12 protein-coding genes are annotated in these 14,218 nt (G+C 59.8%); 5 read left to right on the top strand and 7 right to left on the bottom strand.

Translation table 11 applies throughout. The features are described from left to right. Positions 1 to 34 precede the first annotated feature (34 nt). Together HKK53_RS15175 and yejK are read right to left on the bottom strand one after the other, a co-directional pair. Complete coding sequence (locus HKK53_RS15175) at positions 35 to 385, bottom strand: glutaredoxin family protein (protein WP_123507851.1); 351 nt, start codon at positions 383 to 385, stop codon at positions 35 to 37. Then, positions 385 to 1,389 carry a nucleoid-associated protein YejK gene (gene yejK / locus HKK53_RS15170; protein WP_169371489.1) on the bottom strand — a complete coding sequence of 335 codons (1,005 nt, stop codon included), beginning with the start codon at positions 1,387 to 1,389 and terminating at the stop codon, positions 385 to 387. Before yejK ends, HKK53_RS15175 begins: the two co-directional genes overlap by 1 nt. Positions 1,390 to 1,784: 395 nt before the next feature. On the opposite strand from yejK, the gene HKK53_RS15165 reads away from it, so the two are divergent. Then, positions 1,785 to 2,066 carry an HU family DNA-binding protein gene (locus HKK53_RS15165; protein WP_007905514.1) on the top strand — a complete coding sequence of 94 codons (282 nt, stop codon included), beginning with the start codon at positions 1,785 to 1,787 and terminating at the stop codon, positions 2,064 to 2,066. Positions 2,067 to 2,164: 98 nt separating this feature from the next. On the opposite strand, the gene rlmF is transcribed toward HKK53_RS15165, so the two are convergent. From rlmF to HKK53_RS15140, 5 genes are all read right to left on the bottom strand, one after another. Further along, on the bottom strand, positions 2,165 to 3,184 hold the full coding sequence (rlmF, locus tag HKK53_RS15160) for a 23S rRNA (adenine(1618)-N(6))-methyltransferase RlmF (protein WP_133837144.1): 1,020 nt from the start codon (positions 3,182 to 3,184) through the stop codon (positions 2,165 to 2,167). 231 nt (positions 3,185 to 3,415) lie between these two features. Continuing rightward, on the bottom strand, positions 3,416 to 6,262 hold the full coding sequence (locus HKK53_RS15155; protein WP_169371488.1) for a valine--tRNA ligase: 2,847 nt from the start codon (positions 6,260 to 6,262) through the stop codon (positions 3,416 to 3,418). Positions 6,263 to 6,486: 224 nt separating this feature from the next. Further along, a complete protein-coding gene (locus HKK53_RS15150; protein WP_169371487.1) occupies positions 6,487 to 6,864 on the bottom strand; it encodes a DNA polymerase III subunit chi in 378 nt (125 codons plus the stop codon). 8 nt (positions 6,865 to 6,872) lie between these two features. Beyond that, positions 6,873 to 7,301, bottom strand: coding sequence for a DNA polymerase III subunit chi (locus HKK53_RS15145; RefSeq protein ID WP_169371486.1), 429 nt, complete (start codon positions 7,299 to 7,301; stop codon positions 6,873 to 6,875). A gap of 60 nt (positions 7,302 to 7,361) precedes the next feature. Further along, positions 7,362 to 8,852, bottom strand: a complete 1,491-nt coding sequence (locus tag HKK53_RS15140; RefSeq protein WP_169371485.1) for a leucyl aminopeptidase — start codon at positions 8,850 to 8,852, stop codon at positions 7,362 to 7,364. A gap of 308 nt (positions 8,853 to 9,160) precedes the next feature. On the opposite strand from HKK53_RS15140, the gene lptF reads away from it, so the two are divergent. From lptF to lepB, 4 genes are all read left to right on the top strand, one after another. Next, on the top strand, positions 9,161 to 10,279 hold the full coding sequence (gene lptF / locus HKK53_RS15135; protein WP_169371484.1) for an LPS export ABC transporter permease LptF: 1,119 nt from the start codon (positions 9,161 to 9,163) through the stop codon (positions 10,277 to 10,279). Then, positions 10,272 to 11,333, top strand: a complete 1,062-nt coding sequence (lptG, locus tag HKK53_RS15130; protein ID WP_169371483.1) for an LPS export ABC transporter permease LptG — start codon at positions 10,272 to 10,274, stop codon at positions 11,331 to 11,333. The genes lptF and lptG overlap by 8 nt, the downstream gene beginning before the upstream one ends. A gap of 171 nt (positions 11,334 to 11,504) precedes the next feature. Beyond that, positions 11,505 to 13,304, top strand: coding sequence for a translation elongation factor 4 (gene lepA, locus HKK53_RS15125; protein ID WP_133837151.1), 1,800 nt, complete (start codon positions 11,505 to 11,507; stop codon positions 13,302 to 13,304). Between the two features lie 5 nt (positions 13,305 to 13,309). After that, positions 13,310 to 14,164 carry a signal peptidase I gene (gene lepB / locus HKK53_RS15120; protein WP_169371482.1) on the top strand — a complete coding sequence of 285 codons (855 nt, stop codon included), beginning with the start codon at positions 13,310 to 13,312 and terminating at the stop codon, positions 14,162 to 14,164. Positions 14,165 to 14,218: the final 54 nt, after the last annotated feature.

Raw genomic sequence — 14,218 nt, 5'->3', positions numbered from 1 at the left:
CCTCGCTCCTACAGGTTTGATGTGAGGCAATCGGTTACTTCAGGGCGGCGAGGATTTCATCCGGGTCATACCCGCGAATCAACGTCCCGTTCACATCAATCAACGGTATCCCGCGCCCGCCCAACGCTTCATAAGCCTTGCGCGCCTCAGCGTCCTTCTCGATATCGAATTCCTTGTACGGAATGCCCTTCTGATCGAGAAAGCGCCGGGTCAGCTTGCAGTAGCCGCACCAGTCAGTGGCGTAGAGCACGACGTTGGCCTTGGCCTGGGTCTGTTCTGAAACCACCTGTGAAGGGTTGAACACCCGCTCGATCTTGCCCCAATTCTGGTAAACCACGACCACCAGCAGGATCAGCAGGAATTTCTTCAGGATGCCGTTGAGCATCAGTTGCGTCGCTTCAGCTGATCAGTCAGCTGGGTCGGCAAGCCCTTGATGATCAGCGTGCCGGCTTCTTCGTCGTATTCAATCTTCGAGCCCAGCAGGTGCGCTTCGAAGCTGATGGACAGCCCCTCAGCACGGCCGGTGAAGCGACGGAACTGGTTCAGGGTGCGCTTATCCGCCGGAATCTCCGGGGACAGGCCGTAATCCTTGTTGCGGATGTGATCGTAGAACGCCTTCGGGCGTTCTTCGTCGATCAGCTCCGAGAGTTCTTCCAGGCCCATCGGCTCGCCGAGCTTGGCCTGGCTGCTGGCGTAATCCACCAACGTCTTGGTCTTCTCCCGGGCGGATTCTTCCGGCAGGTCTTCGCTTTCGACGAAGTCACTGAAGGCTTTGAGCAAGGTGCGGGTTTCGCCCGGGCCGTCGACGCCTTCCTGGCAGCCGATGAAGTCGCGGAAATACTCCGAAACCTTTTTCCCGTTCTTGCCTTTGATGAACGAAATGTACTGCTTGGATTGCTTGTTGTTCTGCCACTCGGAGATGTTGATCCGCGCTGCCAGGTGCAGCTGGCCGAGGTCCAGGTGACGGGAGGCCGTCACGTCCAGTTCTTCGGTCACCGCCACGCCTTCGCTGTGGTGCAACAGGGCGATGGCCAGGTAATCGGTCATGCCTTGCTGGTAATGCGCGAACAGCACGTGGCCGCCCACCGACAGGTTCGACTCTTCCATCAGCTTTTGCAGATGTTCCACCGCCACCCGGCTGAACGCCGTGAAATCCTTGCCGCCATCGAGGTATTCCTTCAGCCAGCCGCTGAACGGATGCGCCCCGGACTCGGCATGAAAGAAACCCCAGGCCTTGCCTTGTTTGGCGTTGTAACTCTCGTTGAGGTCGGCGAGCATGTTCTCGATGGCGCTGGACTCTGCCAGTTCGGAGTCACGAGCGTGAAGAACTGCGGGTGTGCCGTCGGGTTTTTTGTCGATCAGGTGGACGATGCAATGGCGGATCGGCATGGGCTTCTCGGCTGATTGAAGAGAGGAGGGCGTGCTCCCCCAAAAAGTGCCAAGTGTACCGCAACCACTGGTTTTGGCGCGTCTCGAAGGGCAATTCGCCGGTGCGCGGCGGCCCTTATGCAGTTTTTTCCCGTTTTAGAGCAATAAAGCTGACCAAATGGGTAGCAAGAGGCGGATATTTCCCCGTCTCTGTGCTAGTTTTGCCCGGTCTTACGCGAAGTCACTGCGTTAAGCGTGCATTCAGCATTTGTCAGGTCGAACCAAACCCTGATTTCGGTATCTATAACCCCGACTCGTCGTGGTTATGGCCGAGGGTGCCAGATCCAGAAGATCGGGCTCGATGGCTGACACTGCACTCTGCAATCCATATGAATTTGATAGGGAAGGAACACTACATGGCTCTTACTAAAGACCAACTGATCGCCGACATCGCTGAAGCTATCGACGCGCCAAAAACCACCGCGCGTAACGCTCTGGACCAACTGGGCCAAATCGTTGCCGATCAGCTGGAAAACGGCGGCGAAATCACTCTGCCAGGTATCGGCAAACTGAAAGTGACCGAGCGTCCTGCCCGTACTGGCCGTAACCCTTCGACTGGCGCTGCCATCGAAATCGCTGCCAAGAAAGTTATCAAGCTGGTTGTGGCCAAAGGCCTGACCGACGCTGTTAACAAGTAAGACGCAGTAAAAAAAGCCGTGCTCCGGAGTGATCCGGGCACGGCTTTTTTGTGCCTGCGATTCAGCGATTGGCCCAAGACCAATCGCTGTTCCAGGTGTTACTTGCGGGCCCAGCGCTCGCGCCAGACCTGCTGCTCGGACTTGGTCTGGAAGGTCCAGGCCACAAAGCGGCTCTGCTTCTGGCCCTGGGACATTTCCACCACCTGGCTTTCCAACACGCCGGCTTTTTTCAGCGCGGTCTGGATCGCCGGCAGGTTCGACGCTTTCGACACCAGAGTGCTGAACCACAGCACTTTGTGCTGGAAGCTGGCGCTCTCGGCGATCAGTTGCGTCACAAAACGTGCTTCGCCGCCTTCACACCACAGTTCGGCCGATTGCCCGCCAAAGTTCAGCACCGGCAGTTTGCGTTTCGGGTCGGCACGACCCAGGGCGCGCCATTTACGCTCGCTGCCCTTGGTCGCTTCGTCCATCGAGGCGTGGAACGGCGGGTTGCACATGGTCAGGTCAAAGCGTTCGCCCGGCTCCAGCAAGCCAAGCAGGATGTGCTTGGGATTGCTTTGCAGACGCAGCTGAATGGCTTTGTTCAGGCCGTTGGACTGCACGATGGCTTTGGCGGCGGCCACGGCTGTCGGGTCGATTTCCGAACCGAGGAAGTGCCAGCGGTAGTCGCTGTAACCGATCAGCGGATAGACGCAGTTGGCGCCCATGCCGATATCGAGCACTTTGACCGGTGCACCACGGGGGATTTCACCGTCGTTGACGCTAGCGAGCAGGTCGGCCAGGAAGTGCACATAGTCGGCACGTCCCGGAACTGGCGGGCACAGGTAGTCGGCCGGGATGTCCCAGTGGGCCACGCCGTAGAACGACTTGAGCAACGCCCGGTTGAACACCCGCACCGCGTCAGGGCTGGCGAAGTCGATGCTTTCCTTGCCGTACGGGTTGAGGATCACGAACTTCGCCAGTTCCGGCGTGCTCTTGATCAGCTCCGGGAAGTCGTAACGACCCTGGTGGCGATTGCGCGGATGCAGGCTGGCCTTCGGCCGTGGTTCCACGGCGTTGGCCGGGGTGGCGGAGTCAGGCTTCTTGCGCGCAGGGCGGGGTGTGCGGGGGGCGTTCATGGGTGTGGTCGATTCGGGTATGGCTGAAAGTGGGGGGCATTGTCCCACAGACGATGCTCGCGCGGGGATCCTGTAGGAGCAAGGCTTGCCCGCGAAGGCCGCGACACGGTTAATCAGGTACACCGCGTTATCGTTCTTCGCGAGCAAGCCTCGCTCCTACGGAGAGCAAAAAGTGGCGGGCAAGAAAAAGGGAGGCCGTTACGGGCCTCCCTTTTTCATTGCGAGTTGCCGTTACAAACTGGCAATCCGCGCATGCTGCTCAGCCAACTTGCCCAAAGCCTGTTCGGCTTCGGCCAGTTTGGCGCGTTCCTTGTCGATGACTTCGGCCGGGGCCTTGTCGACGAAACCGGCGTTGGACAGCTTGCCGCCCACGCGCTGGACTTCGCCCTGCAAACGCAGGATTTCTTTATCCAGGCGCGCCAGCTCGGCGTCCTTGTCGATCAGGCCAGCCATCGGCACCAGCACTTCCATCTCGCCCACCAGCGCGGTGGCAGACAGCGGTGCTTCTTCGCCGGCAGCCAACACAGTGATCGATTCGAGGCGGGCCAGCTTCTTCAGCAAGGCTTCGTTCTCGGTGAGACGACGCTGGTCTTCGGCGCTGACGTTTTTCAGGTACAGGTTCAGCGGCTTGCCCGGACCAATGTTCATCTCGGCGCGAATGTTGCGCGTGCCGAGCATCAGCGTCTTCAACCATTCGATATCGTCTTCGGCGCCCTGATCGATGCGTGCTTCGTTGGCCACTGGCCAAGGTTGCAGCATGATCGTCTTGCCTTCGATACCGGCCAGCGGCGCGATGCGCTGCCAGATTTCTTCGGTGATGAACGGCATGAACGGGTGCGCCAGACGCAACGCGACTTCCAGTACCCGAACCAGAGTACGGCGGGTGCCGCGCTGGCGTTCAACCGGAGCGTTTTCGTCCCACAGCACAGGCTTGGACAGTTCCAGGTACCAGTCGCAATACTGGTTCCAGATGAACTCGTACAAGGCTTGCGCCGCCAGGTCGAAGCGGAACTGGTCGAGTTGACGGGTCACTTCGGCTTCGGTGCGTTGCAGCTGCGAGATGATCCAGCGATCCGCCAGGGACAGCTCGTAGGCTTCGCCGTTCTGGCCGCAGTCTTCGCCCTTGTCCAGAACATAACGCGCGGCGTTCCAGATCTTGTTGCAGAAGTTGCGATAGCCTTCGACGCGGCCCATGTCGAACTTGATGTCGCGACCGGTAGACGCCAGCGAGCAGAAGGTGAAGCGCAGGGCATCGGTGCCGTAACTGGCGATGCCGTCGGCGAACTCGTCGCGGGTCTGCTTCTCGATCTTCTTCGCCAGTTTCGGCTGCATCATGCCGGAGGTGCGTTTCTGCACCAGCTCTTCCAGCTCGATACCGTCGATGATGTCCAGCGGGTCCAGGACGTTGCCCTTGGACTTGGACATCTTCTGGCCCTGGCCATCACGCACCAGGCCGTGAACATAAACAGTCTTGAACGGTACCTGCGGCGTGCCGTCTTCGTTCTTCACCAAATGCATGGTGAGCATGATCATCCGGGCAACCCAGAAGAAAATGATGTCGAAGCCAGTCACCAGCACGTCGGTGGAGTGGAATTTCTTCAGGAATTCGGTCTGCTCAGGCCAGCCCAGGGTGGAGAAGGTCCACAAGCCCGAACTGAACCAGGTATCCAGAACATCGTTGTCCTGTTGCAGCGCAACGTCCGGGCCGAGGTTGTGCTTGGCACGCACTTCGGCTTCGTCGCGACCGACGTAGACCTTGCCCGACTCGTCGTACCAGGCCGGAATCCGGTGGCCCCACCACAGCTGACGGCTGATGCACCAATCCTGGATGTCGCGCATCCACGAGAAGTACATGTTTTCGTATTGCTTAGGTACGAACTGGATACGGCCGTCTTCCACGGCAGCAATCGCGGGCTCGGCCAGTGGCTTGGTCGACACGTACCACTGGTCGGTCAGCCACGGCTCGATGATGGTGCCGGAGCGGTCGCCTTTCGGCACTTTCAGGCCGTGATCGTCAACGCTGACCAGCAGGCCGGCGGCGTCGAATGCAGCGACGATCTGCTTGCGTGCTTCGAAACGGTCGAGGCCGGCGTATTCGGTCGGGATCTTGCCGTCGATGCTTTCGTTCAGCGTGCCGTCGAGGTTGAACACCTGACAGGCCGGCAGGACGGCGGCGTTCTTGTCGAAGATGTTCAGCAGCGGCAGGTTGTGGCGCTTGCCGACTTCGTAGTCGTTGAAATCGTGGGCGGGGGTGATTTTCACGCAGCCGGTGCCGAATTCAGGATCGCAGTAATCGTCGGCAATGATCGGAATGCGGCGGCCGACCAGCGGCAGCTCGACAAACTTGCCGATCAGGGCTTTGTAGCGTTCATCGTTCGGGTTAACCGCGACGGCGGCGTCGCCGAGCATGGTTTCCGGGCGAGTGGTCGCGACGATCAGGTAATCGTTGCCTTCAGCGGTCTTGGCGCCGTCAGCCAGTGGGTACTTCAGGTTCCACAGGAAACCCTTCTCGTCGTGGTTTTCCACTTCGAGGTCGGAGATCGCCGTGTGCAACTTGGTGTCCCAGTTGACCAGGCGCTTGCCGCGGTAGATCAGGCCGTCTTCATGCAGGCGCACGAAGGCTTCTTTCACCGATTCCGACAGGCCGTCGTCCATGGTGAAGCGCTCGCGGCTCCAGTCCACGGACGAGCCGAGGCGGCGAATCTGACGGCTGATGTTGCCGCCGGACTGATCCTTCCATTCCCAGATTTTCTCGAGGAATTTCTCGCGACCGAGGTCGTGACGGCTCTGGCCCTGGGCTTCGAGTTGGCGTTCCACCAGCATTTGCGTGGCGATACCGGCGTGGTCGGTGCCCGGTTGCCACAGGGTGTTGCGACCCTGCATGCGGCGGAAACGGATCAGGGCGTCCATGATCGCGTTGTTGAAGCCGTGACCCATGTGCAGGCTGCCGGTGACGTTCGGCGGCGGGATCATGATGGTGTAGGACTCGCCCGCGCCTTGCGGGGCGAAGTAATTCTCGGACTCCCAGGTGTTGTACCAGGAAGTTTCAATGGCGTGCGGCTGGTAGGTCTTATCCATGCGCGGCGGGACCCTATTGGCATCAATTCAGGAAAAGCCGACGAGTATAGCGGGGCGTGGGTCGTAGGGCGAGCGGGGGCGGATAGCTTGCATCGGTAAATGGCGCGATCCCTGTAGGGGCGAGGCTTGCCCGCGAAGGCGTCGTGTCTACCAGCATGGACATGCCTGACACACCGCTTTCGCGGGCAAGCCTCGCTCCTACAGGGAAGGCTGCGGCGGGTTTATTACTCGTACTGGCTCAGCAACCGTTCCATACGCGCATCCAGCCGACGCTTGATCTCGGTTTCGATATGCGGGGCGAAGTCGTCGATCACGTCTTGCATGATCAATTGCGCGGCGGCGCGCAGTTCGCTGTCCAGGTGCAGCAGGGCGTCGGGGCCTTTGCTGGCGGCCGCTGCCGGTTGGGCGGCGGGGGGCGGTTCGACGGCTTCAGGCATAGCACCTACCGAGTCGAACAGCATTGGGATCTGTTCCTGCTCGTCGTCATTGACCGTGTCGGTCAGCAAGGGCGGTTGCAGGTTGTCATCGCCGAGCAGTTGGCGGATCGACTCAAGGTCATCCAACAGGTGCGCGGACTTTTGCTGCGGTTTTGGAGTGTCCATCGGAATGCTCAGAGTCGCTGTAAACGGTGATCTTGCAGAGGATAGCCCTGTTCGCGGTAGAAACGGAAACTCTCCCGCGCAGCCGCGCGAATCGTCGGATCTTCCACCACCACTTCCGCCACCCGGGCGAACTTGTTGGCGAAGGCCGGGACTTTCAGGTCGAGGTTGACCAGCAAATCCTGATGCGCACCGCAGTCATCGCCAAGACCCAGGACAATCAAGCTATCCGGTTCGTTTTCGGCGGGGCCGTGGGGCACGAACGCTTCACCTTTGAACGCCCACAGACGCGCATCGAGGTCTTCACGCTGGGCGGCATCGCTGCAATGCAGGTAGATGCGATGACCCATGCGCCAGGCTTTTTCGGTGAGCTTGCAGGCAAAGTCCAGCCGCGCCGACGGATCGGCGCTGGGCAGGATATAGAAGTCGACTTTGGTCATTGCGGTTCCTGAGCCATTAGCGGCGTCACTCAACAGTGACGCCGCCCAGGGTCATTGGTTTCAGGCTTTGGCGCGGTCCAGCAGGTATTGGGTCAGCAACGGAACCGGACGGCCAGTGGCGCCCTTGTCCTTGCCGCCGCTGGTCCATGCGGTGCCCGCGATGTCCAGGTGCGCCCAGTTCAGGTTCTTGGTGAAGCGCGACAGGAAGCAGGCGGCGGTGATGGTGCCGGCTTTCGGGCCACCAATGTTGGCGATGTCGGCGAACGGGCTGTCCAGCTGCTCTTGATACTCATCGAACAACGGCAGTTGCCAGGCGCGATCGTCAGCAGTCTTGCCGGCGCTCAGCAATTGGCCGATCAACTCGTCGTTGTTGCCCAGCAGGCCCGAGGTGTGGGCGCCCAGTGCAACCACGCACGCGCCGGTCAGGGTCGCGATGTCGATCACGGCCTGTGGCTTGAAGCGTTCGGAGTAGGTCAGGGCATCGCACAGCACCAGACGGCCTTCGGCGTCCGTGTTGAGGATTTCCACGGTCTGGCCGCTCATGGTGGTGACGATGTCGCCAGGGCGCGAAGCATTACCGCTAGGCATGTTCTCGGCGCAGGCCAGGATGCACACCAGGTTGATTGGCAGTTTCAGTTCGAGCACGGCACGCAGGGTACCGAAGACGCTGGCAGCGCCGCCCATGTCGTATTTCATTTCATCCATGCCGGCGCCCGGCTTCAGGCTGATGCCGCCGGTGTCGAACGTGATGCCTTTACCAACCAGCGCGTACGGCTTCTCGGATTTCTTGCCGCCGTTGTATTGCATGACGATCAGGCGCGGTGGCTGGGCGCTGCCCTGGCCGACGGCGTAGAACGAACCCATGCCCAGGTCCTTGATCTTCTTCTCATCGAGGACTTCGACTTTCAGGGACTTGAATTCTTTGCCCAGGTTCTTGGCTTGTTCGCCGAGGAACGTCGGGTGGCAGATGTTCGGCGGCAGGTTACCCAGGTTGCGGGTGAAGGCCATGCCGTTGGCGATCGCGGTAGCGTGGGCCACGGCGCGCTCGACTTCAGCCTGGGCGGCCTTGATGGTCACCAGGGTGATTTTTTTCAGGGCGCGGGGTTCGGCTTTCTGGCTCTTGAACTGGTCGAAGGTGTATTCGCCGTCCACCAGGGTTTCCGCCAGCAGGCGGGTCTTGCCGTAGCTGTCGCGGCCCTTGACCACGATTTCGTCCAGCGCCAGCACGGCATCGCTGCCGCCCAGGCCTTTGAGGGTGTTGAGGATGCCGGCGATGGTTTTGCGGAACGGGCGGTCACCCAGTTCTTCGTCCTTGCCCACGCCCACCAGCAAAACACGCTCGGCCTTGAGGTTCGGCAGGCTGTGCAGCAACAGGCTCTGGCCGACTTTGCCGGCCAGGTCGCCGCGCTTGAGTACGGCGCTGATGGCGCCACCGCTCAGTTCGTCGAGCTGTTTGGCGACAGCGCCGAGTTTGCGGCTTTCGCCGACGGCGACCACCAGAGTGGCGGTTTTCAACGTTTCTGGGCTAACGCTTTTTACAACCAGTTCCATGTCCGGGTCCCTGAATTAATGGTCAACACGCGGCGTTCGGCAGTGTGTGCAAACGCCTGCTTATATAGATAGAAAGACGCAGGTCACGGCCCGCGACAAAGGCCGCAGTTTGAACCTCGCTACCGGCGCCTGACAACCCTCGGTTGTACGATCTTCAGTGCTTTGCGCACGTGCTTGAGTATGCGCAGTGACAGGCGCACCCAATCACAGGATAATGCGCCATCTTTTTTCGGCGGCTCTGCCCTGCGGGCCGTCTGATACGTTTGCTTGTTTGGCCGCCTTAGCCTGACAACCCTGGAGTGTCTGGTTTGATCGTCTTCCGTTATCTATCCCGCGAAGTCCTGTTGACCTTGAGCGCCGTCAGCGCCGTGCTGCTGGTCATCATCATGAGCGGTCGCTTCATCAAGTACCTCGCACAGGCGGCTTCGGGCCAACTGGACCCGGGTTCGCTGTTCCTGATCATGGGCTTTCGTCTGCCGGGCTTCCTGCAGCTGATCCTGCCATTGGGACTGTTCCTCGGGATTCTGTTGTCGTACGGCCGGCTGTACCTGGAAAGCGAAATGACCGTGCTGTCGGCCACCGGCATGAGTCAGCAACGGCTGTTTCGTATCACCCTGTTTCCAGCCACTCTGGTGGCGCTGGTAGTCGCATGGCTGAGCCTGAGCCTGGCGCCGCAAGGGGCCAACCAGTTCCAGCTGCTGCTGAACAAGCAGGACGCGCTGACCGAGTTCGATACGCTGGAACCGGGTCGCTTCCAGGCACTGCGTGACGGTACGCGGGTGACCTACACCGAAACGCTGACGGACGATCGTATCCACCTGGGAGGCGTATTCATTTCTCAGAAGAACATCTCTTCAGATAAGAAAGATCGCGGGATTTCCGTACTGGTGGCCGAAAAGGGCCGTCAGGAGATCCGCCCTGACGGCAACCGCTACCTGATTCTCGACAATGGCTACCGCTACGACGGTAATCCGGGGCAGGCCGACTACCGGAAGATCAAGTACGACGAATACGGTGTTTTGCTGCCCAAGCCGGACGTCAGCGACGAAGTGACCGACCGTGACGCCATGACCACCAACTCCTTGCTGGGCAGCGATGACATTCGCTCGCGCACCGAACTTCAATGGCGCCTGTCCCTGCCGTTGCTGGTCTTCATCGTGACCCTGATGGCGGTGCCGCTGTCGCGCGTCAACCCGCGCCAGGGCCGTTTCCTCAAGCTGCTGCCGGCGATTCTTCTTTATATGGCTTACCTGACCATCCTGATTGCCGCTCGCGGCGCCCTCGAAAAGGGCAAGATTCCGCCGGCGCTGGGCTTGTGGTGGGTGCACGGGATCTTCCTGGCCATTGGCCTGGTCTTGCTCTACTGGGAACCGATGCGCCTGAAACTGGCGAGTCGCCGCGATGCGCTGGAGGTGGCTCGTGGTTAAGCTCGATCGCTACATTGGTAGCAGCGTTTTCGTGGCGATCCTGGCGGTGCTGGGGATTATTCTCGGCCTGGCGACGCTGTTCGCCTTCATCGATGAAATGGGCGACGCCACTGATACCTACACTTTGTTGGATGTCCTGAGCTACGTGCTGCTGACCGCGCCACGACGTCTTTACGACATGTTGCCGATGGCGGCGCTGATCGGTTGCCTGATCGGCCTCGGCAGCCTGGCCAGCAACAGCGAACTGACCATCATGCGCGCCGCCGGCGTGTCGATCGGGCGGATCGTCTGGGCGGTCATGAAGCCGATGCTGGTGCTGATGGTGGTGGGCGTGTTGATTGGCGAGTATGTGGCGCCAGCCACCGAAGTCACCGCCCAGGCCAACCGCTCGCTGGCCCAGGGCAGTGGCGATGCGCAAAGCGCCAAGCACGGCCTGTGGCACCGCCAGGGTGACGAGTTCATTCACGTCAACTCGGTGCAGCCGAACGGTTTGTTGTATGGCGTGACCCGTTATCACTTCGACAAAGAGCGCCATATGGTGTCGGCGAGTTTCGCCAAGCGTGCGGAGTTCGATAAGGATCACTGGCAACTGAGCGAAGTGACGACCACGCTGTTCCACGAAAAGAACACTGAAGTGGTCAACACGCCGGTCGAGCGCTGGGAAGTTGCCCTGAGCCCGCAATTGCTCAGCACTGTGGTGATGTCACCCGAGTCACTGTCGATCAGCGGTTTGTGGGGTTACATCCACTACCTGGCTGACCAGGGCCTGGCCAACGGCCGTTACTGGCTGGCATTTTGGGTCAAGGTGTTGCAGCCGCTGGTGACCGCCGCGCTGGTATTGATGGCGATTTCCTTCATCTTCGGTCCGCTGCGTTCGGTGACCCTCGGTCAGCGGGTCTTTACCGGTGTACTGGTGGGCTTCACCTTCCGTATCGTCCAGGATTTGCTCGGGCCGTCGAGCCTGGTGTTCGGCTTCTCGCCGCTGTTTGCGGTGTTGGTGCCGGCCAGCGTGTGTGCCCTGGCCGGGGTCTGGCTGTTACGTCGGGCCGGTTGATTCCGGGGCTTTCCTGACCGTGTCGTTCATTGAAAACGCCCTTGTCGCAAGACCGGGGCGTTTTTGTATTCGCCGTCTGACCTGCGAACGTGACGCTTGCGCCGTGGATCAGGTACAATTCCCGGCTATTTTTCGGCGGGCTATGCCTGCAGCCTTTTTGAGTGTTGATCCGTGAGTGATTTGAGTCATATCCGCAATTTCTCCATCATCGCCCACATTGACCATGGCAAGTCGACGCTGGCCGACCGCTTCATCCAGATGTGCGGCGGCCTTGCCGAGCGCGAAATGGAAGCCCAGGTCCTGGACTCCATGGACCTGGAACGTGAACGCGGGATCACCATCAAGGCCCATAGCGTCACCCTTTATTACACTGCCCGCGATGGCATCAAGTACCAGTTGAACTTCATTGATACCCCCGGCCACGTCGACTTCACCTATGAAGTCAGCCGGTCGCTGGCGGCCTGTGAAGGTGCGTTGCTGGTGGTCGATGCGGGTCAGGGCGTTGAAGCGCAATCGGTTGCCAACTGCTATACGGCGATCGAGCAGGGCCTGGAAGTGATGCCGGTCCTGAACAAGATCGACCTGCCACAGGCCGATCCGGACCGCGTCAAAGAAGAAATCGAGAAAATCATCGGCATCGATGCTACCGATGCAGTCGAGTGCAGTGCCAAGACTGGCCTGGGTGTCGACGAAGTACTCGAACGCCTGGTTCACACCATTCCTGCGCCGACCGGCAACTACGAAGATCCGCTGCAAGCGTTGATCATCGATTCCTGGTTCGACAACTACCTGGGCGTTGTTTCCCTGGTACGCGTGCGCCACGGCCGTGTGAAGAAGGGCGACAAGATCCTGGTCAAGTCCACCGGCAAGATGCACCTGGTGGACAGCGTCGGTGTGTTCAACCCGAAACACACTGCCACCGTCGACCTGAAAGCCGGCGAAGTGGGCTTCATCATCGCCGGTATCAAGGACATTCACGGTGCACCGGTCGGTGACACCCTGACCTTGAGCTCCACCCCCGACGTTGACGTGCTGCCCGGCTTCAAGCGCATTCAGCCGCAGGTTTACGCCGGCCTGTTTCCGGTCAGCTCCGACGACTTCGAAGATTTCCGTGAAGCCCTGCAAAAGCTCACGCTCAACGACTCGTCCCTGCAGTACACCCCGGAAAGCTCCGACGCCCTGGGCTTCGGCTTCCGTTGCGGGTTCCTCGGCATGCTGCACATGGAAATCATCCAGGAGCGCCTCGAGCGCGAGTACGACCTGGACCTGATCACCACGGCGCCGACGGTGATTTTCGAGCTGTTGCTGAAAACCGGTGAAACGATTTACGTCGACAACCCGTCCAAGCTCCCAGACCTGTCCTCGATCGAAGACATGCGTGAGCCGATCGTGCGGGCCAATATTCTTGTGCCGCAAGAGCACCTGGGCAACGTCATTACCCTGTGTATCGAAAAACGTGGCGTCCAGCACGACATGCTGTTCCTCGGTACCCAGGTCCAGGTGACCTACGATTTGCCGATGAACGAAGTGGTCCTGGACTTCTTCGACCGTCTGAAATCCACCAGTCGCGGCTATGCTTCGCTGGATTACCATTTCGATCGTTATCAATCAGCTAATCTGGTGAAACTGGATGTGCTGATCAACGGTGACAAGGTCGACGCCCTGGCGCTGATCGTGCACAAGGATAACGCGCACTACAAAGGTCGCCAGTTGACCGAGAAGATGAAAGAACTGATTCCGCGCCAGATGTTCGACGTCGCGATCCAGGCCGCCATTGGCGGGCAGATCATTGCACGGACCTCCGTCAAGGCACTCAGAAAGAACGTATTGGCCAAATGCTACGGCGGTGACGTTAGCCGTAAGAAAAAACTGCTTGAAAAGCAAAAGGCCGGTAAGAAACGCATGAAGCAAGTGGGCAACGTGGAAATTCCACAAGAAGCCTTCCTTGCAGTGCTCAGGTTGGATAGTTAGGTCCTATGTCACTAAATTTCCCGCTGTTGCTGGTCATCGCCGTGTTCGTCTGCGGCCTGTTGGCGTTGCTCGATCTGGTTTTCCTGGCGCCGCGTCGGCGTGCCGCCATCACCTCCTATCAAGGCAGCGTCAGCCAGCCTGATGGGGTGGTGGTCGAGAAGCTGAACAAAGAGCCGCTGCTGGTTGAATACGGCAAGTCGTTCTTCCCGGTGTTGTTCATCGTGCTGGTGCTGCGTTCGTTCCTGGTGGAACCGTTCCAGATTCCTTCCGGCTCGATGAAACCGACCCTGGACGTGGGCGACTTCATCCTGGTGAGCAAGTTTTCCTACGGGATCCGCCTGCCGGTGCTCGACCAGAAAGTCATCGATGTCGGTGATCCACAGCGTGGCGATGTGATGGTGTTCCGCTATCCGAGCGATCCGAACGTCAACTACATCAAGCGTGTAGTCGGGCTGCCGGGTGACCAGATTCGTTACACCGCGGACAAGCGTCTGTTCGTCAACGGTGAGTCGATCGCCGAGCAGCTGGTCGGTTCCGAGCCGGGCACGCTGGGCAGTGCCGAGCTCTACAAGGAAAAACTCGGCGAAGCCGAGCACTTGATCCGCAAGGAAATGAGCCGCTACCGCGCAACGCCGGACCATACCTGGACCGTGCCTGCCGGGCACTACTTCATGATGGGCGACAACCGCGACAACTCCAACGACAGTCGCTACTGGGATGATCCGAACATTCCCAAGGATCTGCTGGGCATGGTTCCCGACAAGAATATCGTCGGCAAGGCCTTCGCGGTCTGGATGAGCTGGCCGGAACCCAAACTCAGTCACCTGCCGAATTTCTCGCGGGTTGGCCTGATCAAGTAATCACACACGGCGCTGTTGAACACAGCGCCGAATGCATTTCTGGAACCGCCACAA

Source organism: Pseudomonas sp. ADAK7, from assembly GCF_012935675.1.
GTDB lineage: Bacteria > Pseudomonadota > Gammaproteobacteria > Pseudomonadales > Pseudomonadaceae > Aquipseudomonas.
This window is presented reverse-complemented; position numbering and strand designations above follow the sequence as displayed.

What these genes read in the sequence shown, in the direction of transcription:
- lepB (WP_169371482.1), top strand. Translation starts at nt 13,310, where the DNA reads ATGTCACTAAATTTCCCGCTGTTGCTGGTCATCGCCGTGTTCGTCTGC.
- HKK53_RS15165 (WP_007905514.1), top strand. Translation starts at nt 1,785, where the DNA reads ATGGCTCTTACTAAAGACCAACTGATCGCCGACATCGCTGAAGCTATC.
- yejK (WP_169371489.1), bottom strand. Translation starts at nt 1,389, where the DNA reads ATGCCGATCCGCCATTGCATCGTCCACCTGATCGACAAAAAACCCGAC.
- rlmF (WP_133837144.1), bottom strand. Translation starts at nt 3,184, where the DNA reads ATGAACGCCCCCCGCACACCCCGCCCTGCGCGCAAGAAGCCTGACTCC.
- HKK53_RS15145 (WP_169371486.1), bottom strand. Translation starts at nt 7,301, where the DNA reads ATGACCAAAGTCGACTTCTATATCCTGCCCAGCGCCGATCCGTCGGCG.
- HKK53_RS15150 (WP_169371487.1), bottom strand. Translation starts at nt 6,864, where the DNA reads ATGGACACTCCAAAACCGCAGCAAAAGTCCGCGCACCTGTTGGATGAC.
- HKK53_RS15175 (WP_123507851.1), bottom strand. Translation starts at nt 385, where the DNA reads ATGCTCAACGGCATCCTGAAGAAATTCCTGCTGATCCTGCTGGTGGTC.
- HKK53_RS15155 (WP_169371488.1), bottom strand. Translation starts at nt 6,262, where the DNA reads ATGGATAAGACCTACCAGCCGCACGCCATTGAAACTTCCTGGTACAAC.
- HKK53_RS15140 (WP_169371485.1), bottom strand. Translation starts at nt 8,852, where the DNA reads ATGGAACTGGTTGTAAAAAGCGTTAGCCCAGAAACGTTGAAAACCGCC.